Source organism: Chromobacterium sp. HL1, assembly GCF_057418835.1.
The window spans coordinates 5,003,548-5,029,821 of the sequence record NZ_CP162399.1; the positions used below are offsets into that span (position 1 = coordinate 5,003,548).

Below are 26,274 nucleotides of genomic sequence, written 5' to 3' on the forward strand. Positions count from 1 at the left end.
TTCCCCGGTGGACCCGGTCGTCCAATATTCAAGTTCTGAAGCCGCGCCTGAGGCGCGCTGTTATAATCCGCCGTTGGATTGCAACGGCCTGGCAAAAATTTTTAATGAACGTTTTTTACGAAGAGAGCGGCGGCTTTAAGGTCGGCAGCATCGTTTCGCGCAATGACGCTAGTCTGCAAGTGGATACCCAGCATGGCAAGCGCGCCAAGATCAAGGCGGCGAATGTTTTTCTGGAGTTTAGCTCCGCATTGGGCGATTTTCTGCCCATGGTAGAGCAACTTGCCGCGGATATTGACCTGGATTTCCTGTGGGAATGCTGCCCGGACGACGAGTTCGGCTATGAGGCGCTGGCGGCCGATTACTGGGGCCGCGCGCCGTCGGCGGCCGAGGCCGCCGCCATCGTGTCGCGGCTGTACGGCGCGCCGATGTATTTCTACAAAAAAGGCAAGGGCCGCTACAAGAAGGCGCCGGAAGACGCGCTGAAGGCGGCGTTGGCCGGGCTGGAGCGCAAGAAGCGCGAGCAGGAGCAGATCGACCAGTGGGTGGCGGAGCTGAAAGCCGGCCAGCTGCCGGAGGCGATCCGCGGCCAACTGATGACCTTGTTGTGGAAACCCGACAAGAACACGCTGGAGTTCAAGGCCTTCGACCAGGCCTCGCGCGAGCTGAGCCTGCCGCCGCTGCGGCTGGCGGACAAGGTGGGCGGCATCTCTTCGGTGCCGGACTACCTGATGGCCGGCTTCATGCTGGAGTTCTTCCCCAAGGGCCGCGGCTTCGGCAAGTACGAACTGCCCACGCTGCCGGAAGAGCTGCCGCTGTCGCCGGTGCGCGCCTTCTCCATCGACGACGCCAACACCACCGAGATCGACGATGCCTTGTCGGTGCAGGACCTGCCCAACGGCAACAAGCGCGTCGGCATCCACATCGCCGCGCCGTCGCTGGGCATAGAGATAGGCTCGCCGCTGGAAAAGCTGCTGCTGTCCCGGCTGTCCACCGTGTATTTCCCCGGCGACAAGATCACCATGCTGCCGGACGATCTGGTGGAGATGTTCACCCTCAAGGAAGGGCACGACTGCCCGGCGCTCAGCCTCTACGTGGAGGTGACGCCTGAGTTCGAGCCGGTGGCCTACGAGAACCGCATCGAGAAGGTGCATATCGCCGCCAACCTGCGCCACGCCGCGCTGGAGCAGTTCTTCAACGAAGAGACGCTGGCTTGCGATCCGGGCGTGGACTATCCGTTCAAGCAGGAACTGATCTGGTTCTGGCAGTTCGCCGAGGCGCTGGAGAAGCGCCGCGGCAAATACGACCCGACCCGGCCGGTGCAGATGGATTACAACTTCGACGTGGTCGACGGCAAGGTGCTGATCACCTTGCGCAAGCGCGGCGCGCCGATGGACAAGCTGGTGTCCGAACTGATGATTCTGGCCAACAGCGAGTGGGGCCGGATGCTGGCCGAGGCCGACATCCCCGGCATGTACCGCGCGCAAAGCATGGGCAAGGTGAGGATGACCACGCGGCCCGAGCCGCACACCGGCTTGGGCGTGGCTCAATACGCGTGGGCCACGTCGCCGCTGCGCCGCGCCACCGACTTCATCAACCAGCGCCAGCTGATGTCCATGATCCGCGGCGAGAAGCCGCAGTTCGAGCAGGGCGACGCGATGCTGTTCGCCATCCTGCGCGATTTCGACACCACCTACTCCGCCTACCTGGGCTTCCAGGACCGGATGGAGCATTTCTGGTGCCTGCGCTGGTTCAGCCAGGAGGGGGTGTCCGATCCCACCGCCGCCTTCATCAAGGAAGACCTGGTGCGCATCGACGGCCTGCCGATGCGGGTGCGCATCCCGGGCCTGCCGGAGCTGGCGCGCGGCGACCGCATCCAGCTGTCGGTGATCCGCATCGACGAGCTGATGCAGGAGATCGAGCTGCGCTGCGTCGGGGTGCTCGGCCATGTCGACGCCGCCGAGGACGAGGCGTCGGAAGCCGAGACGGAGACGGGCGAAGCGGACGGCCAGGCCGGTTGAGTCCGCAATGCGAAACGTGCGAAAAGGCGGCTTGGGCCGCCTTTTTTGCGTCCGGCTGGACGGTGCTTAGAGCCTGTTCAAGATTTCGCGAGCTAAGGCGAGGCAAGGCGAAAACAGCTGAGAAAGCGGAATGTACGCGTGGTACATGAGCATTTCGAAGCTGTTTTCAACGCCGGATCGCCGATGCGCAGCAGACATTGAATAGGTTCTTAGAACATTTCATCCAGCGCGGTGCACGCCTCGCGCAACTCCGGCAGCGCCGCGGCCAGGTCCTCGCGCTTCAAGCCGGCGCGCTCCATCACGCTGACCGGCAGGGTGGCCAGCATGTCCTCCTCGCTCATATCGTGATTGAAGCCGGAGGTCATGAAGGACGCCAGGCCGATCAGCAGCGCGAACGGCGACACTTCCTCGTTCAGCAGATCGTGCTGGTTGAAGATGGCTTCCTGGATTTCGTCCGGAAAATTCCAGCGCCGCGCCAGCTCGGCGCCCACCTCGGTCAGATCCATGCCCAGCAGCATGCGCTCGGTGGCCACCCGGTCGGCGCCGCCGGCGACGATGCGGTCTATCTGCAAAGCCTGTTCCGGCACCGCCACATAGAGCACCAGTTCGCCGATATTGGACAGCAGGCCGCAGGTATAGCCCAGCTGCGGGTCCAGCCGGGCCAGCTTGGCCAGCCGTTTGGCGGCGTTGGCCATCGCGAAGCTGCGCTGCCAGAACGCCTTCATGTCGAAGCCCTGGATGCCCAGCGTGGCGCCGGTGACGCCGGAGGCGATCACCAGCACCCTGAGGTTGTCGAAGCCGAGCAGGATGATGGCGTCGTCCAGAGAGCCCACGCGCCGGCTGCCGCCGAAGCGCGCGGTATTGGCCAGCCGCAGCACGCGCGCGGTCAGCACCTGGTCATGTCCCACCTTGTCGGTAATTTCATCGATGTTCACGTCGGTGCGGTGAAAACTGGCCACCAGCTCCTGGACCACTTTGGGCACCATGGGCAGTTTGCCCGACGCTTTTTCAAATATTTCCGCCACTTGCATAGGGGTCTCCAATAGGTGAGCCGTCGCCGGCGCGGGCGTGGGCCGGCAGGCGATGAAGTCCTGCTTCTTGAGCTTAGGCAATTGGCGGGGGAAAGGAAGGACAAAACCGGACAGGGGCGGGCCGGCGGCGGGCGGCCCGCCAAAAAAAACAGGGCCGGGAGGCCCTGTAAAGAAGCAACGTCGTTTAATTCCTGTGCAGCTGGCTCGCTTCCAAGGCCAGCTGGGTGATGCGGTCCCAATCGCGGTTGGCGATGGCGTCGTCCGGAGTCAGCCAGCTGCCGCCCACGGCCAGCACATTGGGCAGCGCCAGGTATTCCGGCGCTTTCTTGATGTCGATGCCGCCGGTGGGGCAGAAGCGCAGATCGGAGAACGGGCTGGCCAGCGATTTGAGCAGCTTGACGCCGCCCACGGCCTCGGCCGGGAACAGCTTCTGGATGGTGAAGCCCTCGTCCTGGGCGCGCATCGCCTCGGACGGGGTGGCGATGCCGGGAATCAGCGTCAGATTGGCGGCGCGGGCGGCGGCGCCCAGCTCCGGGGTGAAGCCGGGGCTGACGCCGAACTGCGCGCCGGCGTCGATGGCGGCTTCCACGTGGGCGCGGGTGCGCAGCGTGCCGGCGCCGACGATGGCGCCCGGTACTTCGTCGCGCATGCGGCGCATCGCCGCCAGCGCGGCCTTGGTGCGCAGCGTCACTTCCAGCACGCGCACGCCGCCGGCCACCAGCGCCTGGGCCAGCTCAACGGCCACGGCCGCGTCGTTGACGATGATCACCGGAACAACCGGGCCTTGGCGCAGCAGGGTCAATGCGTCCATATTCATTTTCTCCAAGAAGCGGGGTGGAAGTCGGGATGGCGGAAGCTGGTGGCGCCGGCTTCGGCGTGGTCGGCCACCGAACGGAACACCGCGAACAAGTCCCGTCCCATGCCAAAATCATTATGTGTCAGATCAGCCTGCGCCGGTTCGCGCGCGGCCCATTCGGCCTCGTCCACCAGCACGGTCAACTCGCCGCTATTGGCGTCCAGCCGCACCGGGTCGCCGTCGCGCACCTTGCTGATCGGTCCGCCGGACAGGGCTTCCGGCGAGACGTGGATGGCGGCCGGCACCTTGCCGGAGGCGCCGGACATGCGGCCGTCGGTGACCAGGGCCACCTTGAAGCCGCGCTCTTGCAAGATGCTCAAGGCCGGGGTCAGTTTGTGCAGTTCCGGCATGCCGTTGGCGCGCGGGCCCTGGAAGCGGATCACCGCGATGAAGTCTTTTTCCAGCTCGCCGCGCTTGAACGCCGCCAGCATGTCGTTCTGGTCGTGGAAGATCAGCGCCGGCGCTTCCACCACCCGGTGTTCCGGCTTGACCGCGGACACCTTGATCACCGCGCGGCCCAGCTTGCCGGACAGCAGCTTGAGGCCGCCGTCGGCGGAGAAGGGGTCGGCGGCGGTGCGCAGCACGCTGTCGTCGCCGCTGTCGGCGGGCGCGTCCCGCCATTTGAGTTCGCCCTGATCCAGCCACGGTTCCTGCGCGTAGCGAGACAGGCCGCGGCCGGCCACGGTGCCCACGTCCTCGTGCAGCAGGCCGGCGGACAGCAGTTCGCGGATCACGAAGCCCATGCCGCCGGCGGCGTGGAAGTGGTTCACGTCGGCCTTGCCGTTGGGGTAGGCGCGGACCAAGAGCGGCACCACGGCGGAGAGCTCGTCGAAATCGTCCCAGTTCACATCGATGCCGGCGGCGCGGGCGATGGCGACGATGTGCATGGTGTGGTTGGTGGAGCCGCCGGTGGCCAGCAGGCCGACGATGGCGTTGACGATGGACTTCTCGTCTATCATCTCGCCCACCGGGGTGAAGGCCTTGCCCTGGGCAGCGATCTTGGCCGCCTGCTTGGCGGCGGCGCGGGTCAGCGCCTCGCGCAGCGGGGTGCCCGGGTTGACGAAGGCGGCGCCGGGCAGGTGCAGGCCCATGATCTCCATCAGCATCTGATTGGAGTTGGCGGTGCCGTAGAAGGTACAGGTGCCGGGACCGTGGTAGGACTGGCATTCGGATTCCAGCAGCGCGTCGCGGCCCACCTTGCCTTCGGCGTACAACTGGCGCACCTTGGCTTTTTCATCGTTGGCGATGCCGGTGGTCATCGGACCGGCGGGAACGAACACCGCCGGCAGGTGGCCGAAGGACAGCGCGCCTATCAGCAGGCCGGGCACGATCTTGTCGCACACGCCCAGATACAGCGCGGCGTCGAACATCTGGTGGGACAGCGCCACCGCGGTGCTCATCGCGATGATGTCGCGGGAGAACAGGGACAGCTCCATGCCCGGCTGGCCCTGGGTCACGCCGTCGCACATCGCCGGCACGCCGCCGGCGAACTGGGCGGTGGCGCCGGCCGCCAGCGCCGCCTCCTTCAGCTGCGCCGGATAGGTTTCCAGCGGCTGGTGGGCGGACAGCATGTCGTTATAGGAAGAGACGATGGCCAGATTGGGGCGGTGCTCTTCCTTTAGATGTATCTTGATGCCGTCGGGCATGGCGGCGAAGGCGTGGGCCAGATTGGTACACGACAATTGCGAGCGCTCCACCCTTCCCTGATGGGCTGCTGCGCGCAAGCGGTCCAGGTAGGCGGCGCGCGTTGCCCGGCTCCGGTTGACGATGCGCTCGGTAACGGCGGACAGGGTGGAATGCAAGGCCATGATGACGTTCCGTGTTGAAGTGGGTTGATAGTAGTTTTACTACACTCAAAATGCAAGACGCGCTCCAGCGCCGTCCCGCCATGATACGCCCGGCGGCGCGAGGCAACACCCGCCAGTGCTGCGATTGGGAGAATTGTTTGCTTTGGGGCAAAAGGTGTTGCAAAAGCGGCCTGCGTCAGTGAGATGACATGGACAAGGTAAAAGCTGGTGGTAATATAACTACATCTACAAACGTCTCGAGATGGAAGATCAGGATGGATACCCGTACTACGCCAACCCCGGCCTTCGATATGGTCTTGTTCGGCGGCGCCGGCGATCTGGTGATGCGCAAGCTGCTGCCCTCCTTGTATCAGGCGCACGCCGCCGGCCTGCTCAATCAGCAGGGCCGCATCCTGGCGCTGGGCCGCAAGGACTTGAGCCGCGACGACTACCTGGCCTTTGTCGAGAAGAACTCGCGCCAGCACGTCAAAGCCCATTTCGACGCCGCCGCCTGGGACAGCTTCTGTGCGCGGATCGAATACCTGAAAGTGGACGCCTCGCAGCCGCGGGATTTCCCGGCGCTGGCGGACAAGCTCAAGGGCGACGACGACCGCGTGGTGGTCTGTTATCTGGCCACCGCGCCCAATCTGTTCGCCGGCATCTGCGAGAACCTGGCGGCGGTGGGCCTCAATAGCGGCAATGTGCGCGTGGTGCTGGAAAAGCCGCTGGGCACCGACCTGGATTCCTCCAACGAGATCAATGACGACGTGGCGCGCTTCTTCAAGGAAGAGCAGCTGTACCGGATCGACCACTACCTGGGCAAGGAGTCGGTGCAGAACCTGATGGCGATCCGCTTCGCCAATGCGCTGTTCGAGCCGCTGTGGCGGCGCGAATGGATACACGATGTGCAGATCACCATCTCCGAAGATCTGGGCGTGGGCAGCCGCGGCGATTTCTACGACGGCACCGGCGCGCTGCGCGACATGGTGCAGAACCACCTGTTGCAACTGCTGTGCATCGTGGCGATGGAGCCGCCGGCCAATATGGAAGCCGACGCGGTGCGCGACGAAAAGCTCAAGGTGTTGAAGGCGCTGCGCCCGTTCAGCGAACAGGACGTGGCGGCCAAGACCGTGCGCGGCCAGTACAAGGCCGGCGCCGTCGGCGGCCAGCCGGTGGTCGGCTATCTGAACGAGCAAGGCATCCCCGCCGACAGCCAGACTGAAACCTTCGTCGCGCTCAAGGCCGAGATCGACAACTGGCGCTGGGCCGGCGTGCCTTTCTTCCTGCGCACCGGCAAGCGGATGCAGGAGCGGGTCGCCGAGATCGTCATCAACTTCCGCGACGTGCCGCACCAGCTGTTCAACGGCCCGATGAGCGGCAGCCACACCGCCAACCGGCTGGTGATCCGCCTGCAGCCGGAAGAAAGCATCCGCCTGTACTTCCTGGCCAAGGAGCCGGGCGACAATATGCGCCTGCAACCGGCCTACCTCGACCTGGACTTCTATAAAGCCTTCAAAGTGCGCCGCGCCGACGCCTACGAACGCCTGCTGCTGGACGTGATCCGCGGCAAGCTGGCGCTGTTCATGCGCCGCGACGAGCTGATCGAGGCCTGGCGCTGGGTGGAGCCCATCATGGACAGCTGGAGCCGCAGCAGCAATCTGCCGCCCAAGCAGTACACCGCCGGCACCTGGGGCCCGGCGGCGTCCAGCGCTTTACTATCACGCGATGGGATAGGCTGGCACGAGGAATGCTGATCCATCTGCTGCGCGTCTCGATCTCGAATGCTGCGATGCTCGCCGTACCATTGTACGGCTGCGCGTCTCGCTTCGACCTCGGGCCGCTCGCGACGATGGCTGCTCCATGCTGACCGTTTGCTGCGCGTCCCGATCTCGAATGCTGCGGTGCTCGCCGTACTACCGTACGGCTGCGCGTCTCGCTTCGACCTCGAGGCGCTCGCGACGATGGCTGTCCCATGCTGACCGTTTGTGGCGCGTCTCGATCTCGAATGCCGCGGTGCTCGCTGTACTACCGTACGGCTGCGCGTCTCGCTTCGACCTCGAGGCGCTCGCGACGATGACCGCACCAGTGTTTGACCTTAACTTCTTACCCGCGGAGCGCCGCTGATGAACTGCGTAGAATTCTCCGATAGCGAGCAACAGTCCACCGCGCTGGCCAATAGCGTGGCCTCGCGGCTGTCCGCCGCCATCGCCAGCCAGGGCGCCGCCGTGCTGGCGGTGTCCGGCGGCAAATCGCCAATCCCCTTCTTCCATATGCTCAGCACCATGGCGATAGACTGGTCCAAGGTGACCGTCACCCTGGTGGACGAGCGTTTTGTGCCGGACAGCCACCCGGACAGCAACGCCGCGCTGGTGCGCGTCCACTTGCTGCGCGACCGCGCCGTGGAGGCGCGCTTCCTGCCCCTGGTCGGCGACGCCGCGGACATCGACGCCGACGTGGCGCGCGCCAACGCCGCTTTCGTTCCGCCCACCGTCGCCATCCTGGGCATGGGCGAGGACGGTCACACCGCTTCGCTATTCCCCGGCGCCGACGAGCTGGCGGCCGGCCTGGACCCGGCGTCCGCCGCCGCCTTCCTGGCGGTGACGCCCAAGACCGCGCCGCACCGCCGGGTGTCGATGAGTTACGCCGCGCTCTTGCGCGCCGGCTGCCTGATCCTGTCCATCCAGGGCGACAAGAAGCGGCAGGTGCTGGACGCCGCCGCCCAGGGCGTCAGCGACGCGCTGCCGATCAGCCATTTCCTGGTCCAGAACAAGGTGGAGCTGGATGTCTACTGGTCTGCCTGAGCAATGGCCGCGGCTGCTGGCCGACATCGGCGGCAGCAACGCCCGCTTCGCGCTGGAGACCGCGCCCGGCGTGATCGAGGACATCGAGGTGCTGCCCTGCGCCGGCCATCCCACGCTGCTGGACGCGGTGCGCGCCTATCTGGACCTGGCCGGCGCGCGCGCGGTCGCCCACGCGGCTTTCGGCATCGCCAACCCGGTGCTGGGCGACTGGGTGCAGATGACCAATCACCATTGGGCCTTCTCCATCGAGGCCACGCGCCAGGCGCTGGGCCTGACCACGCTGTTGGTGATCAACGATTTCACCGCGCTGGCGCTGGCCCTGCCGCATCTGCCGGCGAGCGAACTGCTGCAAATCGGCGGCGGCGAGGCGGAAGCCGGCGCGCCGCTGGCGCTGATCGGCCCCGGCACCGGCCTGGGCGTGTCGGCGCTGATTCCCTATCCGGGCGGCCATGCGCCCTTGTCCGGCGAGGGCGGCCACGTCGGCTTCGCCCCCTTCGACGAGCGCGAGGCCGACATCTGGCTTTACGCGATGCGGCGCTTCGGACACGTGTCCGCCGAGCGTCTGTTGTCCGGCTCAGGCATCCCCTTGATTTATCAGGCCTTGTGCGAGCGGGCCGGCGAAACGGCCGCGGCGCTGGACCCGGCCGAGGTCACCGCGCGCGGTCTGTCCGGTGCCTGTCCGCACTGCCGCGAAACCCTGGAAGTGTTCTGCGGCATGCTGGGCGGCGCGGCGGCGAATCTGGCCCTGAATCTCGGCGCCCGTGGCGGCGTGTATCTAGGTGGTGGTATCGTGCCGCGTCTACGCGGTTTTTTTGAACAATCACCATTCCGCCGCCGCTTCGAGGATAAGGGACGGATGTCCGGCTATCTGGCCGCGATTCCGGTCTATCTGATCGTCAGCTCCTACCCGGCTCTGCCGGGCGTGGCCGCCCATCTGGCGGCCGAACTGGCGAGTGCCCGCGCCCGACTCCGGGCGCATCCTGACGACGGCGCGGCAGGAGAGTAAATACATGCTTGAACGTATCAGGAGCCAATTGGAGATCCTGTCCTCGGCCGAGCGCAAAGTGGCCGAGCTGGTGCTGGAACAGCCTTACACCGTGATCCAGGCGGCGGTGGCCGACATCGCCAAGAACGCCGGCGTCAGCCAGCCCACCGTGATCCGCTTTTGCCGCACCGTGGGCTGTTCCGGCCTGCCGGACTTCAAACTGAAGCTGGCCGGCAGCCTGGTCACCGGCGTGCCCTATGTGCATTCCAGCGTGCGCCCGGAAGATCCGACTTCGGAAATCGTCGCCAAGGTGTTCGACAACACCGTGTCCGCGCTGCTCAAGTGCCGCAACGACGTTAATCCGCAATCGATAGAATCCGCGGTCCGCTTGTTGACCGACGCGCGCCGCATCGAATTCTACGGCCTGGGCAACTCCGGCATCATCGCCGCGGACGCCCAGCACAAATTCTTCCGCTTCGGCATTCCCACCGTCGCCTATTCCGACACCCACATCCAGATGATGGCGGCCTCGGTGCTGGGCCCGGGCGACGTGCTGGTGGCGATCTCCAGCTCCGGCCGCACGCTGGAATTGCTGGAGGCCGTGGACGTGGCGCTGTCCGCCGGCGCCAGCGTGGTGGCGCTGACCACCAGCGGTTCGCCGCTGGCGCGCCGCTCCACCGTGGCCTTGATCGCCGACACGCTGGAAGACAATGAAACCTACAGCCCGATGATTTCGCGCATCGTGCACCTGGTGCAGATCGACATCCTGGCGGTGAGCGTGGCGCTCAAGCGCGGGCCGGGCCTGATCAGCCAGCTGGAAAAAACCAAGCACAGCCTGAAGAACCGAAGGCTGGACAACAAAACCGAAGAGGATTGACCATCATGAGCGAACTGACCGAACTACCGGCCTGGCAGGCACTATGGGACCATTTTGCCGAGGCCAAGCACCAGCACATGCGCGATTTGTTCGTCTCCGATCCGGAGCGGGCGGAGCGCTATGCGCTGGAGGTGGGCGGCCTGTTCCTCGATTACTCCAAAAACCGCATTACCGACGACACCCTGAAAGGCCTGATGCAGCTGGCGCGCGAAGCCGGGCTGCCGGCCAAGATCAAGGCCATGTTCAAGGGCGAGAAGCTCAACAGCACCGAAAACCGCGCGGTGCTGCACGTGGCCTTGCGCAACCGCACCAATTCGCCCATCCACGTGGACGGCGAAGACGTGATGCCCAAGGTCAATTCGGTGCTGGAGCGCATGGGCAAGTTCGCCCACGCGGTGCGCTCCGGCGAATGGCTGGGCTATACCAATCAGCCCATCACCGACATCGTCAACATCGGCATCGGCGGCTCGGACCTGGGCCCGCTGATGGTCTGTAGCGCGCTCAAACCCTTCGGCCACCCGCGGCTGAACATGCACTTCGTCTCCAATGTGGACGGCGCCCAGCTCAAGGAAACGCTGAAAAAGGTCCATTCCGAGACCACGCTGTTCGTGGTGGAGTCCAAGACCTTCACCACCCAGGAGACGCTGACCAACGCGCTGACCGCGCGCGACTGGTTCTTGCAGCGCTCGCGCGATGAAAGCGCGGTGGCCAAGCACTTCGTCGCGGTGTCCACCAACCAGAAGGCGGTGGCGGACTTCGGCATCGACCCGTCGAATATGTTCGAATTCTGGGACTGGGTGGGCGGCCGCTACAGCCTGTGGTCGGCCATCGGCCTGCCCATCATGCTCTACCTGGGCGAGGAGAACTTCACCGAACTCCTCAACGGCGCCCACATCATGGACCAGCATTTCAGAAACGCGCCGTTCGAGCAGAACATGCCGGTGCTGCTGGCCATGATAGGCGTCTGGTACATCAACTACTACGGCGGCGGCAGCCATGTGATCGCGCCCTACGATCAATACCTGCACCGTCTGCCGGCCTTCATCCAGCAACTGGACATGGAGTCCAACGGCAAGCAGGTGATGCTGGACGGCCAGCCGGTGAATTTCGAAACCGCGCCCATCATCTGGGGCGAGACCGGCATCAACGGCCAGCACGCCTTCTTCCAGCTTTTGCACCAGGGCACCCATATCTCGCCGATCGATCTGATCGCCTCGGTGCAGAACTGCTCCAGCCTGCCCGGCCACCATGAAATCCTGCTGGCCAACGTCTTCGCCCAGGCCGAGGCCTTCATGCGCGGCAAGACCGCGGACGAGGTGCGCGCGGAGCTGGCGGAGCAGGGCCTCAAGGGCGAGGCGCTGGAAGCGCTGGTGCCGCACAAGGTGTTCGGCGGCAACCGCCCCACCAACACCCTGCTGATGAGCCGCTTGAACCCGCGCAATCTGGGCTCGCTGATCGCGCTGTACGAGCACAAGATCTTCGTTCAGGGCGTGATCTGGCACATCAACAGCTTCGACCAGTGGGGCGTGGAATTGGGCAAGCAATTGGCCAAGACCATACACGCGGAACTGACCGGCAAGCTCAAGCACGCCGAGCACGACAGCTCCACCCGCCGTTTGATCGAGCTGTACCGCCAGGTCAACGCCGACGACTGCAAGTGCTGAGCCGGACGGCGGACCAATGAAAACGCGAGGCCGAGGCCTCGCGTTTTGTTTGGATCACGCCATCGTTGTGCACGGTCTGCCGCGCGGCGGCGATACGGCGTTGAAAACAGCCTCGAAATGCTCATGCGCCCTGTGTGCGCTCCGCTTTCTCCGCCGCAACGCCCGGTCTTGCTCGCGAGCTCGTGAATGGGCTGTTATTTCTTAACGACTTCCTGCTCCACCACCATGTCCAGCACCCAGCGGAGGGACGAAGCGTCGGCCGGCGGGTTCGCCACCTTGAATTCCTTCAGGCGCAGACGGTAGGCGATGCCCGGCTCCGGCTTGAAGCCCTCGATCTCGCCGTAGTGCAGCTGCCACGGCTGATCCTTGCTTTCGCGGATCTGCAGGCATTGCATCGGCGCCACGCCGGTGCAGGGCTTGCGCTCGGCGGCCACGTAGACGAAGCGGGTGACGCCGCCTTCCAGCGAGGGCTGGCGGTCAAAGCTCAGCGTCTTGTCGCCGGCCTGCAGGGTCAGCTTGTCGCCGGCCAGCTTGACCGCGGGCTTGGCGCCCAGGAAGGCGGCCAGCGCGCGGTCGCGCTCCATCGCCTCCGGCGGACACATCATCAAGGTGCTGGCCAATTGCTTGCTGACCAGCTTGCCGCCTTCCAGCGACACCGGGCCGAACATGCCGTTGCAGCCGGCGCGGGCGGACACGCCGCCGTCCTTGAAGCTGAGGGTGATCGGGTGTTCGGCGGCGTCCTGCTTCCATTGGCCGGCCAGTGCCTCCAGTTTGATATCCGCTTGAGCGTCCATTTTGGCTCCGGTTTGCGGGGTGGCGCAGGCGCTCAGGGCGGCTGCGGTCAGTGCGGCGAGCAAAAGCGATTTTTTCATTATCGATGTTCCGTGGTTAAGGGCAGGGACGGGCTGCGGTTGGAGCGCCCGCCGTTCTCAAGAGTTCAGCGCAGCTTGCTGACTTCCTCGCTGTAAACGATGCGGTCCAGCGTCCAGCGCGAGCCGGCATCGGCCTGCTCCGCCGGTTTCAGCTTGATGTAATAGCTGACGCCGGGCTTGGGGTGGAAGCCGGCGATTTCGCCTTGCAGCGGCCGCCAGCTCTGTTCCGCGCGTTCGCGCACCTGCAGGCAGTCGCGCGCGGCTTCGCCGTTGCGGCAGGCCTGGCGTTCCGGCGCCACGTACAGGTATTGCAGCTTGGCCGGCTGCGCCGCCGGATCGGCGTCCGGGGTCAGGCGCACGAAGCGGTATTCGGCGCGCTCCGATTTCAGCACCAGTTTTTGCGCGCGGCCGTCCGGCAAGACGCGGAAGGGGCTGGAGAGGAAGGCGACGAAGTGCTGCTCCATCTCCATCAGCGGCGGCCGGCAGGCCATGCGGGTGGTGGCCACCTGCGGCTTGCCCTGGGCGTCCAGGGTGCGGACGAAGCGGTTGCAGCCGGCGAAGCCGGTCATCTTGCCCGGGTGGAAAGCCAGGGTGGGCGCCGTTTGGCCCACCGGCGCGGGTTCCACCATCCGCCATTCGGTTCCCTGCAGATTGGGCATGGCCAGCGCCGGCAGCGGCAAGGCCAGCGCGCCCAGCCACAGCGCCGCCAGGCGCCGGGCGGAGAAGCCAGTATTTTGCATTGCCATACTCCATGTATAAACAAAAACTAATATTTGTTTACAATACACCGGGCGGGCGCCGCTTGTGAAGCGCGGCGGGGCGGAAAAGCGGGGATAGAAATAGATGGAAACAAAAAACCGCCCAAGCTTAAAACATTGGGCGGTTTTGAAATGCCGGAGGCATGGGGCGGAGCCTTACAGCTGCTCCACTCCCCTGAGCAGCTCCTCCACCACCTTCTTGGCGTCGCCGAACACCATCATGGTCTTGTCCATATAGAACAGCTCATTGTCCAGACCGGCGTAGCCGGCGTTCATCGAGCGCTTGACCACGATCACGCTGCGCGATTTGTGCGCGTCCAGGATGGGCATGCCGTAGATCGGGCTGGTCTTGTCCTTCTGCGCGGCCGGGTTGACCACGTCGTTGGCGCCTATCACCAGCACCACGTCGGTGTTGGAGAAGTCGGAGTTGATCTCCTCCATCTCCTGCACCTGTTCGTAGGGCACTTCGGCTTCGGCCAGCAGCACATTCATATGGCCCGGCATCCGGCCCGCCACCGGGTGGATGGCGTAGCGCACGTTGACGCCTTTCTGATGCAGGATTTCGGCGAACTCCTGCAAGGCGTGCTGGGCGCGGGACACCGCCAGGCCGTAGCCGGGCACGATGATCACGCTGTCGGCGTTGGCCATCAGGAAGGCCGCGTCCTCGGCGGAGCCGGACTTGTGGTTCTTGGGCCCGCCGTCGCCGGCGCCGCCGCCCGCGGCCGCCTCGGCGCCGAAGCCGCCCAGCAGCACCGCGACGATGGAGCGGTTCATCGCCTTGCACATGATGTAGGACAGAATCGCGCCGGAGGCGCCGACGCAGGCGCCGGCGATGATCAGCACCGGATTGTTCAGCGTGAAGCCGATGCCGGCGGCCGCCCAGCCGGAGTAGGAGTTGAGCATGGACACCACCACCGGCATGTCGGCGCCGCCGATCGGAATGATCAGCGTCACGCCCAAGGCCAGCGCGATGGCGAGCATGGTCAGGAAGGCGGCCTGGCTGTCGCTGAGGAAATAGACCACGCCGAAGCCGACCATGGCGACGGCCAGCAGCAGATTAAGCAGGTGTTGGCCTTTGAAGTTCACGGCCTTGGAGCCGAAGCGGCCGGACAGCTTGCCGTAGGCGATCACCGAGGCGGTGAAGGTGATCGCGCCGATGAAGGCGCCGATGAACAGCTCCACCTTTTGCACCTGGGTGTGCTCCACGCCGCTGTGGAAGATGGCCGCCACCGCGATCAGCACCGCGGACAGACCCACCAGCGAGTGCATCGCCGCCACCAGTTCCGGCATGCCGGTCATCTGCACGGTCTTGGCCTTCCACGCGCCGATGGCGCCGCCGGCGACGATGGCGGAGGCGATCAGCGCCAGCACCGGCTTGTCCATGATCAGCAGCGTGGTGGCCACGGCGATGAGCATGCCTATCATGCCGTAGAGGTTGCCGCGCAAGGCGGAGGCGGGGCTGGACAGGCCCTTGAGCGCCAGGATGAACAGCACCGCGGCTACGAGATAAAGAATTGCGGACAGGTTTTCCATCGTGGTCCCTTATTTCTTCTTTTTCTTGAACATGTCCAGCATCCTCTGGGTGACCAGGAAGCCACCGAAGATATTGATGCTGGCGAGGAAGATGCCGATGGTGCCCAACACCGAGGTGAGGGTGATTTCGGAACCGTTGATGTCCACCACCTGCAGCATGGCGCCGACGATGATGATGCCGGAAATGGCGTTGGTCACCGCCATCAGCGGGGTGTGCAGCGCCGGGGTGACGTTCCAGACCACGTGGTAGCCGACGAAGACGGCCAGCACGAAGACGGTGAGGCTGGTGATGAAAGGATCGACCATCTTGTTCTCCTTAATCGGCGGCGGGGAAGCGGACCTGGCCGGCGTGGGTCACCAGCGTGGCGGACAGGATCTCGTCTTCCAGATTGAGGTTCAGGCCTTCCGGCGTCAGCAGCAGGCCGAGGAAGGTCAGCAAGTTCTTGGCGTACAGGCTGGAGGCGTCCGCCGCCAGCAGGCCGGGCAGATTGGTCTGGCCGACGACGGTGACGCCGTTGTCCAGGCGCACGGTCTCGCCGGGCCGGGTCAGCGCGCAGTTGCCGCCGGTTTCCGCCGCCAGGTCCACGATCACCGAACCGGGCTTCATCTCCGCCACCACATCGGCCGACAGCAGCTTGGGCGCCGGCTTGCCGGGGATCAGCGCGGTGGTGATCACGATGTCCGCCGCCTTGGCGTGCTTGGCCACCAGTTCGCCCTGGCGCTGGCGGTAGCTCTCGGACATTTCCTTGGCGTAGACGCCGCTATTGGCCATTTTTTCTTCCTCGCTCATCGGCACCTCGATGAACTTGGCGCCCAGCGACTCCACCTGCTCCTTGGTGGCCGGCCGCACGTCGAAGGCCTCCACCACCGCGCCCAGGCGCTTGCCGGTGGCGATGGCCTGCAGGCCGGCCACGCCCACGCCCAGGATCAGCAGCCGCGCCGGCTTCACCGTGCCGGCCGCGGTCATCAGCATGGGCATGAAGCGCGGATAGTGCTGGGTGGCCAGCAGCACCGCGCGGTAGCCGGCGATATTGTTCTGGCTGGAGAGCACGTCCATGCTCTGCGCGCGGGTGCTGCGCGGCAAGAGCTCCAGCGCGAAGGCGGAGACGCGCTTGGCGGCCAACGCCGGCAGGCTGTGGTTGTGATAGGGGTTGAGCTGGCCGATCAGCGCCGCGCCGTCCTTCAGCGCGGCGATGCCGTCCTCGTCCAGCGGGCGCACCGTCAGCACGATGTCGGCCTGGGCCAGCGCCGCGGCGCGGTCCGCCGCGATGGCGGCTCCGGCTTCCTGATAGGCCGCGTCCGGCTGCGCGGCCGCGAGGCCGGCGCCGCTTTCCACCGTGACGGCGTGGCCGCCGGCGACGAGCTTCTTCACCGTGTCCGGCGTAGCGGCCACGCGGTGTTCACCGGCCAGCCTCTCGGCTGGGATAGCGATATGCATGGTCTTCCTTTCCTGCGATTAGATAACAAAGTTTCCAGATAGCGAACGCCCGTGCGGCGCAAAATCGAACGAGCGTTTGAATTCAATTAAAGGCATGCGGGATTTTTCCGCGCAACACTTATATTGCCGACCGTATACCGTCGGACAATTTCGACAGTGAAAGGGCCGGATGCTAGCAAAACCCTACAGCAGCGATGTGACGTGAATCAGACAGAGGCCAGTCAGCGGCTGTTGGAGCGGGAATGCGGAAGAAAGACGGCGAAGCGGCCGTTGGCGGGCAGGCGGAACAAGGCGCGGAGGCGGGTGCGGCCGGTCGACGCGCATATGCTGCCGGCAAGGCTTATGCAGGACACTAGCGTTGATGGCGCGGCTTGTAAAGCTGCGACAAGCGCCAGTTGCCAGCCGGCGCGCGCGGCCGCGGCGGCGCGCGCCGGCTGTTGCGCGCGCGCGACGGCGGGGCCGGCTAGGAGGCCGGCCGCTGGGCTTCCGCCAGCAGCCGCGCCACGGTGCCGTCCTGCAGCATGGAGCGCATCGCCAGCGAGATGCGGCGCTTGTACGGGGAGCGCGGAGACAGGCCGATGCGGCGCGGCTCCGGCGAATACAGCAGCAGCGGCGCGCGTCTCACGTGCTGGCGGAATTCGGCTTCGGCGGCCAGCTCGGCGGTTTGGCGCTCGTCGGCGATCAAGGCGTCGATGCGGCCGGCCTTGAGCTTGCGGAAGTTGGAGTCCAGCGACGGGGCCGGCTCGCGCCGCAGGCGCAGATCGCCGTCGAACTCGTCCTGATAGCGGACGCCTTCCACCACGCCGATCAAAAAGGGATAGAGCTGACGATAGCTGCGCAGCGGCCGCGGGTCGTCGGCGCGCTGGTACAGGGCCAGCCGGCTGCCGCTGGCGAAGGCGGGTTCGATGAAGTCGATGAATTCGCGGCGGGAGGCGGTGTTCTTCACGCCGATCACCACATCGGCCTTGCCCTGGCGCAGGTATTGGAGGCAGCGCGCCAGCGGGCAGGGCAGGAAGACCAGCCGCAGCTTAGCGCGCCTGGCCACCTCCCGCATCAGCTCGGTGTACGGGCCTTGCGGCACGCCATGGGCGTCCATGGTCTTCCAGGGCGGGAACAGATTGTAGGCGAAGACCAGTGTCGGCTCCGCCGCCGCGCACTGCATGCCTGCCAGCAGGCAGACCAGAGCCAAAAGAGACTTGAGTTTCACAATGATGAACAGGTGCGAACGGGCGTCGGCGGCCCCGCGCTGCCGACTGCGGCCAGTGGGTCATTATCGGACGGCCTGGCGCGGCGCGGGCGGAAAAATTCACCGTTCCGAAAAAAACCATGGAAACAATATGGTATTGGAAATGTCCGCATCGGCAACCTGTCCCATTGGCTGGCGCGGCGCGGACCGGCGTGGATCGCCGCGCGTCGGCTTGCCGTTTTCAGTGGATGAACGGTAGGCTGTTGATTGTAAACATGTTTAACGAAGGCGCGCCATGGGTTTCATCATTGCCGCGGACAAGGGCTGAGCATGCGGGATTTCAGCTTTGTGCTGCTGCCCGAGTTTTCCATGCTGGGTTTGCTGGCGGCCACCGAGCCCTTGCGCGTGGCCAACCGCTTTCACGGCGGCGCCTATCGCTGGCGGCTGCTGAGCGCCGATGGCCGGCCGGTGGTCGCCAGCAACGGCATGTCCTTGGCGGCGCATGGCGCCTGGGGCGAGTCGGAGGCGGCCGACGCGGTGCTGGTGGTGGCCGGCTTTCATCCGCTGCGCCACGGCGGCGCCGGCCTGCTGGCCTGGCTGCGCGCTCAGGACGCCGCCGGCCGGGTGCTGGGCGGCATCGACACCGGCTGTTTCATCCTGGCCGAGGCCGGACTGTTCCGGCAGCAGCGGCTGACCCTGCACTGGGAGGCGCTGCCGGCGTTCCGCGAGCGCTATCCCTTGCTCAATGCCACGCAGGAGCTTTACGAACTGGGGCCGCGGCGCATCAGTTCCGCCGGCGGCACCGCCTCCATCGACATGATGCTGGCCCTGATGGCGCGCAGCCATGGCCATGATCTGGCGGTGCAGGTTTCGGAGCAATTCGTGCTGGGGCGCATCCGCGCCCAGAGCGATCATCAACGGCTGGAACTGGGCGCGCGTTACGGCGTGCACAGCCGCAAGCTGATCCAGGCCCTGACCCTGATGGAAAAACATATGGACGCGCCGCTGGACAGCGCGGCCCTGGCGGCCGGGGCGGGGGTGACGGCGCGCCAGCTGCAACGCTTGTTCCGCGCCCAGTTGGGCGCGGCGCCTAATGTCTTTTATCTGGGCCTGCGCCTGGAACACGGCCGGCGCTTGCTGCGCCAGAGCGGGCTCAACGTCACCCAGGTCAGCGCGGCGTGCGGCTTCGAGTCCGCCAGCTACTTCGCGCGCGCTTATCGTCGCCGCTTCGGCTGCGCGCCGGGGACGGAGCGGCGCGAGGCGTGAGCCGCTTCTCAGCGCATCTCGATGCGGCGGCCGCAATCCTCGGGCCAGGGCAGGCCGGCTTGCCGCCGCGACAGCGCGTCCAGGCTGTGCCGCACCGGCGCGGAGAACGGCGTGCTCCGGCCCAGCCCGGGGTCCACATTGAGCAGCATCAGCTCGCAGCCGGCCGCGGCGTCGGCCTCCTCGTCGCGATGCAGGCTCAGATAGAGCCGCAGCCGCTTGGCGTCGTGCTCCAGCAGCCGCCCCTCCACCCTCAGCTCGGCTTGTTGGCGGATTTCGCGCAGATAGCGCAGATGCAGCTCCGCCGTGTACAGGGTGTGGCCGCCGCGCTCGCGCGCCGCGGCGTCCATGCCGATGCGCTCCATCAGCGCGTCCACCGCGTGGCTGAACACCAGCAGGTAATAGGCGTCGCGGACATGACCGTTGTAGTCCAGCCATTCCGGCCGCGTTTGCGCGCGGAGCAGGACGAGGCGCTTATTCATGCGCGGCCAGCCCATGCTTGCGCTTGGCGGCCGCCACCGCTTCCATGATTCCAATCAGGCAGTCGTCGCGATAGCGTTCCAGATCGGCGATGGAGCGTTGGCCCAGCTGGCGCGCGCAACCGTCCACCACCCGGTCTATCAGCGCCTCGCTCAAGTCCGGGGCCGGCAGCCGGGTCCAGGGCAGTTGCAGCGCCGGGCCGAACTGGCTCAGAAAGTGGCGCATGCCGGCTTCGCCGCCGGCCAGGGCGTAAGTCTGGAAGGTGCCCATGAAGGCCCAGCGCAGGCCGGCGCCGAAGCGGATGGCGTCGTCGATTTCGCCGGTGGTGGCCACGCCGTCGTTGACCAGGTGCAGCGCTTCCCGCCACAGGGCCTCCAGCAGCCGGTCGGCGATGAAGCCGGGCACCTCGTGACGCACGCGCAGCGGCCGCATGCCCAGCGCCGTATAGACGCGCTCGGCGGCGTCCAGCGCCTGCGGCGCGGTGTCGCGCCCGCCCAGCACCTCGACCAGCGGCAGCAGATAGACCGGATTGAAGGGGTGGCCCACCACGCAGCGCGCCGGACGGCGGACATCCTGGTAAAACTCGGAAGGCAGCAGGCCGGAGGTGGAAGAGGCGATGATGACCGTCTCCGGCGCGGCCGCGTCGGCGCGGCGATGCAGCTCCCGTTTCAGCGCCAGCGTTTCCGGCGCGCTTTCCTGGATGAAGTCGGCGGCGGCGGCGCAGTCTTCCAGCCGGGAGACGAAGCGCAGCCGCTCGGGCGCGGCGCCGGCGGCCAGGCCGCGGCGTTCCAGCGCCGGCCAGGCGCGCTCCACTTGGGCGCGCAGACGCGCTTCGGCCTGCGGCGCGGGGTCCCAGGTCAGCACGTCGCGGCCGGCCGCCAGCGCGCGGCAGGCCCAGCCGCCGCCGATGACGCCGGCGCCCAGCAGGCCCAGGGTGGCGATGTCGGTACGGTGCATCTCAATCTCCTTTTACGCCACGCGGCGGCAGGCCCAGGCGGATCCGGCCTTCCGCCGGCGTCAGCACCCGCGCGCCCATCAGGTCCAGCAATCGCCGCGCCTGTTCCACCAGCGCGCCGTTGCTGGCGTACACCCCTTTGGCCAGATACAGATTGTCTTCCAGCCCCACCCGGACATGGCCGCCCAGCAAGGCCGCTTGCGCCACCATGGGCATTTGCAGCCGGCCGATGCCGAAGGCCGCCCACTGCGCGCCCGGCGGCAGGCTGTCCACCATGGCCTTCATCGTGGTGGTGTCGGCCGGCGCGCCCCAGGGGATGCCCAGGCAGAGCTGGAACAGCGGCGGCGCGTCCAGCAGCCCCTCGCTCAATAATTGTTTGGCGAAGCGCAGGTGGCCGGTGTCGAACACTTCCAGCTCCGGCTTGACGCCCAGTTGCTGAATGCGCCGCGCGCCGTCGCGCAGCTGCCCGGGCGTGGCCACGTAGAGGAAGTCGCCGTCGCCGAAGTTGAGCGTGCCGCAGTCCAGGGTGCAGATTTCCGGGCGCAGTTCCTCCACGTGCAGCAGGCGCTCCAGGCCGCCGACCAGGTCCGTGCCCGGCCCCAGCGGCAGCGGCCGCTCGCCGGGGCCGATCTCCACGTCGCCGCCCATTCCGGCGGTCAGGTTCAGAATCATGTCCACGCCGGACGCGCGGATGCGGTCCACCAGCTCCCGATACAGCGCCGGCTCGCGGCTGCCCTTGCCGGTGAGCGGGTCGCGCACATGGCAGTGCACCACGGTGGCGCCGGCGCGGGCCGCCTCCACCGCGGCGGCGGCGATCTGCTTGGGCGTGACCGGTATCGCCGGGTGCTTGCCCACGGTGTCGCCGGCGCCGGTGACGGCGCAGCTCAGCACGATGTCCCGGTTCATGGCCCGTTCCCTTCGCCTTGGCGCAGATAGGCCTGGACTGCGGGCAGGCCGGGTTTGCCGTCAAAGGAGGAGACGCCGTCCAGCCAGCGTTCCAGCGGCTGAGGGTTGGCTTGCAGCCATTGGCGCGCGGCGCGCGCGGGCGGGACCCGCTTGAGGATGGCGTTCATCACCTGGTTTTCCATGTCCAGGCTGAAGCGCAGCTGACTGATCAGCTTCCCGGCGTTGGGACAGCGCTGCATGAAGCCGTTGGCCACCACGGTATAGACCTTGGAGCCGCCGTATTCGGCGCCGAAGACCTGGTCGCCGCCGGCCAGATAGCTTAGCCGCATCAGGTAGTTCATCGGATGCGGCTCCCAGGCGAGGAACACCACCATGCGTTTTTGCCGGATGGCGCGGGATACCGCGGCCAGCATGCCGCTTTCGCTGGACTCCACCAGGGTGAAGCCTTTCAGGCCGAAATCGTTGTTGGCGATCATCCGCTTGATGATGGCGTTGCCCTGGCTGCCGGATTCTATGCCGTAGATCTTGCCGTCCAGCTGTTTGCGAAAGCGCGCGATGTCGGCGAAGGTGCGCAGGCCCTGCTCCGCAAGCTGGCTGGGCACCGCCAGCGTGTATTTGGCGCCGCTCAGATTGGGCTCGGGCAGCACTTGCAGCGCCTTGGCCTGTAGAAAGGGCGTGATGGCCGGCGTTTGCGACGGCACCCAGTAGCCCAGATACACGTCGATCTGCTGGTTCTTGAGCCCGGTGAAGGCGATGGGCTCCGAGGCGAGCTGGGTGCTGGGCTGGTAGCCCAAGCCTTGCAGCACGGCGGAGGCCAGGCCGGTGGTGGCCGCGATATCGGTCCAGCCGATGTCGGCGAAGCGTATCTTGCGACAGCTTCCCGGCTCCGCGGCCCAGGCCTGAGCGGCCAGCGCGCCGCACAGCAGCGCCAGCCAGGGGGTGGAGAGTTTCATGTCGGCTTCTCCCGCAAGCGGTTCCGTCGCCGACGGGCAGCGCCGGGCCGCTGAGTTGGAAGGCATGGCCGTGGCCATGTCGACGCCGCGGACTCGGAGGGAGCCGGAGCGCAAGGACCAATCTAGGCGGGCGGCGCCGAATAGTAGCGCACGGGAGCGACCAATGCCGTCACCCGGGCGACCGGGCCGGCCTCGACGAGGGAGGCCGGCGCCGGTTGCGGAACCCGGGTTTACGGGGTCAGGTACTGGCTGCCGTCATAGGAGCCGACGAAGGTCCAATTGCTGTTGCTGACGCCGGTGGTGGGAAAGTAGCCGTAGTTCGCGTTCTTCAGCACGAAGTAGTCGCGCGTGGAGCGATAGGGGTTGTCGTAGACATAGACGTCCCCCACCGTGCCGGTTCGGCTGTCGCTCCAGCTGTTCAGGCGGCTCTTGCGCTGCGCGGTCAATATCGCCAGATCGTAGGACTGGGTGGCGGACAGCGGGGCGCCGTTATAGCTGTCCAGGAACTGCCAGCCGGCGTTGCTGCCGCCTTCGGTCGGGAAATAGCCGTAGCTGGCGGTTTTCAGCTGGAAGTAGTCGCGGGTGTTGCGGTAGGGGTTGTCGTAGACGTAGACGTCGCCCGGCGTGCCCGCGCGGCTCTCGCTCCATTTTTGCAGCGCGCCCTTGTTGTAGGCGGCCAGAATCATCGCGTCGTAGCCTTGCGCGCCGGGGCGGCGCAGTTGGATGGCGCTGCCCAGCGTCATCTGGGTGACGCCGTCGCTGACGGTGACGCGTATCGGCGCGTACGCGCCTTGCAGCGCCTGAGGGGGCGCGGTCAGCGTCGCCGTCGCGCCATTACCGGGGGATCCGCCGAAACCGGTCGGCACCTGCCACTGGTAACGCAGGGTCTTGCCGCCGGCGTTGACGACCCGTGCCTCCACGTTGAACGTGCCGCCGGCGTTGACAGCGGCCGGCAGCGACACGCGTCCGGCCAGGCCCTGCTGTTCCAGCGGATAGCGATAGAGCAGGTTTTCGTCGCGGTTCAGCCAGATCGGCTGCGACAGGACGGGCAGGCTGCTCACGGTTTGCCGGGTGCTCGAGTTGGCCTTCAAGCCCCATTTGTCGAAGAACGGGGTCAGATTCTGGCCGGCGACGCGGCTGGTTTCGATGATGAAGCGCTGGCGCTTGTCCTCGTCGCTGGCGGGCAGCTCGGCGAAGGGCATGCTGCGGTAGCGCTGTCCCAGCCGGCTGTAGAAATCCTTGCCGAAAGCCAGGTCCAGCTGCCAGAACATCGCCGCGCGCACGAACAAGTCCGTTTGCGCCTCGTAAGACGGCTGCGCCTGGTTCAGGTGCTGGCGCACCAGGTCCCATTTGCCGCCGGTTTCCAGCCGCGAACGCTGGCCCAAGGCGCGCTGCACATAGAGCGAGGTCAGGTTCACCGTCACCTCGGTCTGGTCGTTCCAGGTCATCGCCGGCATCTGGTAGTGATGACCCAGCTCATGCCAGGGGCCCCAACCGTCCTGCTGCAGCAATTTGGAGTTGGCCACCGAGCCGGCGCCGCCGACATTGGTGCCCAGCCAGTAATTGCTGGCCGACATATAGCCGCCGCTGCTGTCCGGCTTGGTGACGAACTGGTATTGGAACGGCGTTGCCGCGTGCGGGTAGGGGTTGCCGGCGGCCAGGCCGTATTGTTCCTCGGCCAGGGTGACGATGCGATCCCACAGCGTCATGGCGGCGGCCGGATCGTCCACTTGCTGGCGCAGGATGGGCAGCGGCATGGTCACGATCATGCGCTTGCCCACCAGCTCCGCGTAGGGCTCGGCCGACAGGCGGTTCAGCATGGCGTTCCAGTCCGCGCTGCTGTGCTGACCCAGCACGAAACGCGGTATTTCGCGGCCGCCGCTTTGCAGCGTGGCCACGATCTTGCCGCTGCCGGGCTGGCTGCGCGGCGCGAAATAGATCACGCCGTCGTTCTGCGCGGTGATCTGATTGAGGCCGGGGCGCAGCTGGACCACCTGATTGGACGGCATGGCGCTGTTGGCGTTGGCGATAGGCACCAGCCACAGCTCCGGGGGCAGATTGGGCGGCGTGCCCTGATAGGCGATATTGACGCTCAGCGCTTCGCCCTTGCGGGCCCAATAGCCGGTGGACTGGGTGGGATGGGTGAGGAAGCCGCGGCGGTGCGCCAGCAGCCATTCCCCCGGATCGCCGCGCTGTTCCAGCGTCAGCTGGCGCGGCGCGCCGGCGAAGGCGGACAGAGAGGGCAGGCTGGCGGCCATTGCGGCGCCAAGCCACAGACAGGAACTGAGCTTAAATGCGTGCATATTTCTCTTATTCCATCAGGCCATGCCGGACTGCTGCGGGCGCAGGGCACGGCCTGTCCAGTTGCGGGTTGCGCCCTGGCTCCCGCCGGCATGAAGGGCGGGAGCCTACCCACTGGAGTCCGCTTCTTATTCCAAAGTTCTTATTTTATTCAGGTAAATATTTACTTGGGACTAACTGGATTTATTCAGAGCATTGACATTTTTAGTCGAGAATTCGGCTAAAAGCGGCTCATAAAAACCGCTCTCGCGGCTGAGGCCAATCGGCGCAACGCGGCATCAGCGCTTGGCTAGCGGCTTAAGAGCCGCTAACAAAACTCAGTTTTACGGCTGAGGCAAGGCGCGCCGACGCAGACAGTACTTGAGTACGGCAAGTCGGCGCAACGCAGCATCAGGGGTTTTGTTAGCGGGTCTAAGAACCTGTTCACGATCTGCTGCGCTGCGGCGATACGGCGTTAAAAACAAGCTCAAAATGCTCATGTACCCCTCGTACATTCCGCTTTTTCGCTCGTTTTTGCCTTGTCTCGCTCTTGCTCGCGAGATCGTGAACAGGCTCTAAGCGCTACGCCGCGCTCAACGCACCACCAGCGCCTTCACCCGCCAGGCCAGCTTGGCGTCGATGTCGGCGGTTTGCAGTTCGCGGAAGTCGTTGAGCGGATACATCATCCACTGGCTGAAGCCCATCTCCTCCAGCGGCCGGCCATTGATGCGCAGCGCCAGGATGGGCTGATAGCGGCTTTGGTCGCCGGGCGGAATCACCACCTTGTACTGGTCTTCTGTGACCACTTCCACCGGCCGCCCGGTCGCGCCCACGGCGCGCAGAATGGCGGAGAGCGTGGGGCCGGTAAAGGCCGACTTCGGCGTCCAGGTGGTCTTGGTCTGGATGGTGCGCTGCTGCAGGCGCTCCAGATCGGCCTTGCTGAAGTGGTATTCGCCGGCGCGGGTCTGATTGGACACCTTGATCTGGCCGGTGACCACCAGCGCCGGCGGCGCGCCGGCCAGCGCAAGCGCGGCGCAGAACATGGACAGGAAGGCGGCAAAGGGCAGGACGGATCTCATGGGGATGGGCTCCTGAAGGCATGGGGGATGTCAGTGAAGATGACATTTTAACCATGGGAATCCATTGTCATGCTTGTTGCAAAGCAATGGAAACGAGCTCTTTGCGGGCTGGCCGCTGGCATGAGGCGACGCGGTTTAAATTCTGATTTGGAAAATCATCATTAAATCCATTGGTGGTTTTGATTGGAATCGTTCCTCCAAATATTAATTGACTTGCCATTTGCATATTATTTTATGTTATGGTTTATTTGTATAAATATCCGTCGCCAAACTTGGATATTAATATATTTACTCTAGGATAACTGTCCAATAGGGCAGTCAATTCAATTCGCAAGCCTGTCTATAATCTCGCCCCTTCTAAGTACGCCGATGTCATTCTTCGGCGCTGCTTGATCACCGAAACAAATGCCGCGCAGTTCACTTTTCCGCGTCGTTTTTTATTGTCGGTTTTAAATGGTCCGTGTTTTTTATAGGGCCGCCATTAAATTACCTAGATATTTTATGAGTCAAAACTCAATTCAATCCCTGCTGCCTATTTCCCGGGGCCGGGCG

22 protein-coding genes are annotated in these 26,274 nt (G+C 65.5%); 7 read left to right on the plus strand and 15 right to left on the minus strand.

Annotated features, from left to right (window positions below; genetic code table 11):
• Positions 1–104 precede the first annotated feature (104 nt).
• Entirely contained in the window at positions 105–2,018 is a 1,914-nt protein-coding gene (locus tag AB1Z25_RS22935) for a ribonuclease catalytic domain-containing protein (RefSeq protein ID WP_227106037.1), read from the plus strand.
• A 209-nt stretch (positions 2,019–2,227) separates the two neighbouring features.
• On the opposite strand, the gene AB1Z25_RS22940 is transcribed toward AB1Z25_RS22935, so the two are convergent.
• The 3 genes from AB1Z25_RS22940 to edd form a co-directional block, all read right to left on the minus strand.
• Positions 2,228–3,049 carry an HDOD domain-containing protein gene (locus tag AB1Z25_RS22940; protein ID WP_107801512.1) on the minus strand — a complete coding sequence of 274 codons (822 nt, stop codon included), beginning with the start codon at positions 3,047–3,049 and terminating at the stop codon, positions 2,228–2,230.
• Between the two features lie 184 nt (positions 3,050–3,233).
• Positions 3,234–3,860, minus strand: a complete 627-nt coding sequence (locus AB1Z25_RS22945; protein ID WP_048408066.1) for a bifunctional 4-hydroxy-2-oxoglutarate aldolase/2-dehydro-3-deoxy-phosphogluconate aldolase — start codon at positions 3,858–3,860, stop codon at positions 3,234–3,236.
• 2 nt (positions 3,861–3,862) lie between these two features.
• On the minus strand, positions 3,863–5,713 hold the full coding sequence (gene edd, locus AB1Z25_RS22950) for a phosphogluconate dehydratase (protein ID WP_486636238.1): 1,851 nt from the start codon (positions 5,711–5,713) through the stop codon (positions 3,863–3,865).
• Between the two features lie 254 nt (positions 5,714–5,967).
• Here edd and zwf point away from each other — a divergent pair, with 254 nt between their 5' ends.
• The 5 genes from zwf to pgi all read left to right on the plus strand — a co-directional run bounded on the left by zwf (position 5,968) and on the right by pgi (position 12,019).
• Positions 5,968–7,446 carry a glucose-6-phosphate dehydrogenase gene (gene zwf, locus AB1Z25_RS22955; protein ID WP_107801510.1) on the plus strand — a complete coding sequence of 493 codons (1,479 nt, stop codon included), beginning with the start codon at positions 5,968–5,970 and terminating at the stop codon, positions 7,444–7,446.
• Between the two features lie 369 nt (positions 7,447–7,815).
• Positions 7,816–8,493 (plus strand): 6-phosphogluconolactonase, encoded by a 678-nt coding sequence (pgl, locus tag AB1Z25_RS22960; protein WP_486636239.1) that lies wholly within the window; start codon positions 7,816–7,818, stop codon positions 8,491–8,493.
• The gene (locus AB1Z25_RS22965; protein ID WP_227106040.1) at positions 8,474–9,499 is read left to right on the plus strand and encodes a glucokinase; all 1,026 of its coding nucleotides are present in this window, start codon (positions 8,474–8,476) and stop codon (positions 9,497–9,499) included. The genes pgl and AB1Z25_RS22965 overlap by 20 nt, the downstream gene beginning before the upstream one ends.
• Before the next feature lie 4 nt (positions 9,500–9,503).
• Positions 9,504–10,355, plus strand: a complete 852-nt coding sequence (gene hexR / locus AB1Z25_RS22970) for a transcriptional regulator HexR (RefSeq protein WP_048415130.1) — start codon at positions 9,504–9,506, stop codon at positions 10,353–10,355.
• Between the two features lie 5 nt (positions 10,356–10,360).
• On the plus strand, positions 10,361–12,019 hold the full coding sequence (gene pgi / locus AB1Z25_RS22975; protein ID WP_107801507.1) for a glucose-6-phosphate isomerase: 1,659 nt from the start codon (positions 10,361–10,363) through the stop codon (positions 12,017–12,019).
• 194 nt (positions 12,020–12,213) lie between these two features.
• On the opposite strand, the gene AB1Z25_RS22980 is transcribed toward pgi, so the two are convergent.
• From AB1Z25_RS22980 to AB1Z25_RS23005, 6 genes are all read right to left on the minus strand, one after another.
• Positions 12,214–12,891, minus strand: a complete 678-nt coding sequence (locus AB1Z25_RS22980; RefSeq protein WP_227106041.1) for an META and DUF4377 domain-containing protein — start codon at positions 12,889–12,891, stop codon at positions 12,214–12,216.
• 65 nt (positions 12,892–12,956) lie between these two features.
• Entirely contained in the window at positions 12,957–13,631 is a 675-nt protein-coding gene (locus tag AB1Z25_RS22985; protein ID WP_227106042.1) for an META and DUF4377 domain-containing protein, read from the minus strand.
• A gap of 174 nt (positions 13,632–13,805) precedes the next feature.
• The gene (locus AB1Z25_RS22990; protein ID WP_486636240.1) at positions 13,806–15,182 is read right to left on the minus strand and encodes an NAD(P)(+) transhydrogenase (Re/Si-specific) subunit beta; all 1,377 of its coding nucleotides are present in this window, start codon (positions 15,180–15,182) and stop codon (positions 13,806–13,808) included.
• A 9-nt stretch (positions 15,183–15,191) separates the two neighbouring features.
• Complete coding sequence (locus AB1Z25_RS22995) at positions 15,192–15,488, minus strand: proton-translocating transhydrogenase family protein (protein ID WP_019101645.1); 297 nt, start codon at positions 15,486–15,488, stop codon at positions 15,192–15,194.
• A 10-nt stretch (positions 15,489–15,498) separates the two neighbouring features.
• On the minus strand, positions 15,499–16,620 hold the full coding sequence (locus AB1Z25_RS23000; RefSeq protein ID WP_107801503.1) for a Re/Si-specific NAD(P)(+) transhydrogenase subunit alpha: 1,122 nt from the start codon (positions 16,618–16,620) through the stop codon (positions 15,499–15,501).
• A gap of 463 nt (positions 16,621–17,083) precedes the next feature.
• A complete protein-coding gene (locus AB1Z25_RS23005) occupies positions 17,084–17,809 on the minus strand; it encodes a substrate-binding periplasmic protein (protein ID WP_227106043.1) in 726 nt (241 codons plus the stop codon).
• A gap of 327 nt (positions 17,810–18,136) precedes the next feature.
• On the opposite strand from AB1Z25_RS23005, the gene AB1Z25_RS23010 reads away from it, so the two are divergent.
• The gene (locus AB1Z25_RS23010) at positions 18,137–19,072 is read left to right on the plus strand and encodes a GlxA family transcriptional regulator (protein ID WP_486636241.1); all 936 of its coding nucleotides are present in this window, start codon (positions 18,137–18,139) and stop codon (positions 19,070–19,072) included.
• A gap of 8 nt (positions 19,073–19,080) precedes the next feature.
• Here the strand turns inward: AB1Z25_RS23010 and AB1Z25_RS23015 are convergent, their stop codons facing one another.
• The 6 genes from AB1Z25_RS23015 to AB1Z25_RS23040 all read right to left on the minus strand — a co-directional run bounded on the left by AB1Z25_RS23015 (position 19,081) and on the right by AB1Z25_RS23040 (position 25,722).
• On the minus strand, positions 19,081–19,551 hold the full coding sequence (locus AB1Z25_RS23015) for a thioesterase family protein (RefSeq protein WP_486636242.1): 471 nt from the start codon (positions 19,549–19,551) through the stop codon (positions 19,081–19,083).
• A complete protein-coding gene (locus AB1Z25_RS23020; RefSeq protein ID WP_486636243.1) occupies positions 19,544–20,506 on the minus strand; it encodes an L-carnitine dehydrogenase in 963 nt (320 codons plus the stop codon). Before AB1Z25_RS23020 ends, AB1Z25_RS23015 begins: the two co-directional genes overlap by 8 nt.
• A gap of 1 nt (position 20,507) precedes the next feature.
• Positions 20,508–21,410 carry a 3-dehydrocarnitine:acetyl-CoA trimethylamine transferase CdhC gene (gene cdhC, locus AB1Z25_RS23025; RefSeq protein WP_107801498.1) on the minus strand — a complete coding sequence of 301 codons (903 nt, stop codon included), beginning with the start codon at positions 21,408–21,410 and terminating at the stop codon, positions 20,508–20,510.
• Complete coding sequence (choX, locus tag AB1Z25_RS23030) at positions 21,407–22,363, minus strand: choline ABC transporter substrate-binding protein (RefSeq protein WP_486636244.1); 957 nt, start codon at positions 22,361–22,363, stop codon at positions 21,407–21,409. Before choX ends, cdhC begins: the two co-directional genes overlap by 4 nt.
• A 230-nt stretch (positions 22,364–22,593) precedes the next feature.
• Complete coding sequence (locus AB1Z25_RS23035) at positions 22,594–24,666, minus strand: M60 family metallopeptidase (protein ID WP_486636245.1); 2,073 nt, start codon at positions 24,664–24,666, stop codon at positions 22,594–22,596.
• Between the two features lie 570 nt (positions 24,667–25,236).
• On the minus strand, positions 25,237–25,722 hold the full coding sequence (locus tag AB1Z25_RS23040) for a putative pterin-binding protein (protein WP_107801495.1): 486 nt from the start codon (positions 25,720–25,722) through the stop codon (positions 25,237–25,239).
• Positions 25,723–26,274: the final 552 nt, after the last annotated feature.

Coding starts and splice junctions, on each gene's coding strand:
- edd (WP_486636238.1), bottom strand. CDS start 5,713: ATGGCCTTGCATTCCACCCTGTCCGCCGTTACCGAGCGCATCGTCAAC.
- AB1Z25_RS22980 (WP_227106041.1), bottom strand. CDS start 12,891: ATGAAAAAATCGCTTTTGCTCGCCGCACTGACCGCAGCCGCCCTGAGC.
- cdhC (WP_107801498.1), bottom strand. CDS start 21,410: ATGAACCGGGACATCGTGCTGAGCTGCGCCGTCACCGGCGCCGGCGAC.
- AB1Z25_RS23020 (WP_486636243.1), bottom strand. CDS start 20,506: ATGCACCGTACCGACATCGCCACCCTGGGCCTGCTGGGCGCCGGCGTC.
- choX (WP_486636244.1), bottom strand. CDS start 22,363: ATGAAACTCTCCACCCCCTGGCTGGCGCTGCTGTGCGGCGCGCTGGCC.
- AB1Z25_RS23010 (WP_486636241.1), top strand. CDS start 18,137: ATGCGGGATTTCAGCTTTGTGCTGCTGCCCGAGTTTTCCATGCTGGGT.
- pgl (WP_486636239.1), top strand. CDS start 7,816: ATGAACTGCGTAGAATTCTCCGATAGCGAGCAACAGTCCACCGCGCTG.
- AB1Z25_RS22990 (WP_486636240.1), bottom strand. CDS start 15,182: ATGGAAAACCTGTCCGCAATTCTTTATCTCGTAGCCGCGGTGCTGTTC.
- AB1Z25_RS22965 (WP_227106040.1), top strand. CDS start 8,474: ATGTCTACTGGTCTGCCTGAGCAATGGCCGCGGCTGCTGGCCGACATC.
- zwf (WP_107801510.1), top strand. CDS start 5,968: ATGGATACCCGTACTACGCCAACCCCGGCCTTCGATATGGTCTTGTTC.
- AB1Z25_RS22995 (WP_019101645.1), bottom strand. CDS start 15,488: ATGGTCGATCCTTTCATCACCAGCCTCACCGTCTTCGTGCTGGCCGTC.
- AB1Z25_RS22940 (WP_107801512.1), bottom strand. CDS start 3,049: ATGCAAGTGGCGGAAATATTTGAAAAAGCGTCGGGCAAACTGCCCATG.
- AB1Z25_RS23000 (WP_107801503.1), bottom strand. CDS start 16,620: ATGCATATCGCTATCCCAGCCGAGAGGCTGGCCGGTGAACACCGCGTG.
- AB1Z25_RS22935 (WP_227106037.1), top strand. CDS start 105: ATGAACGTTTTTTACGAAGAGAGCGGCGGCTTTAAGGTCGGCAGCATC.
- AB1Z25_RS23035 (WP_486636245.1), bottom strand. CDS start 24,666: ATGCACGCATTTAAGCTCAGTTCCTGTCTGTGGCTTGGCGCCGCAATG.
- hexR (WP_048415130.1), top strand. CDS start 9,504: ATGCTTGAACGTATCAGGAGCCAATTGGAGATCCTGTCCTCGGCCGAG.
- AB1Z25_RS23040 (WP_107801495.1), bottom strand. CDS start 25,722: ATGAGATCCGTCCTGCCCTTTGCCGCCTTCCTGTCCATGTTCTGCGCC.
- AB1Z25_RS23015 (WP_486636242.1), bottom strand. CDS start 19,551: ATGAATAAGCGCCTCGTCCTGCTCCGCGCGCAAACGCGGCCGGAATGG.
- pgi (WP_107801507.1), top strand. CDS start 10,361: ATGAGCGAACTGACCGAACTACCGGCCTGGCAGGCACTATGGGACCAT.
- AB1Z25_RS22945 (WP_048408066.1), bottom strand. CDS start 3,860: ATGGACGCATTGACCCTGCTGCGCCAAGGCCCGGTTGTTCCGGTGATC.
- AB1Z25_RS22985 (WP_227106042.1), bottom strand. CDS start 13,631: ATGCAAAATACTGGCTTCTCCGCCCGGCGCCTGGCGGCGCTGTGGCTG.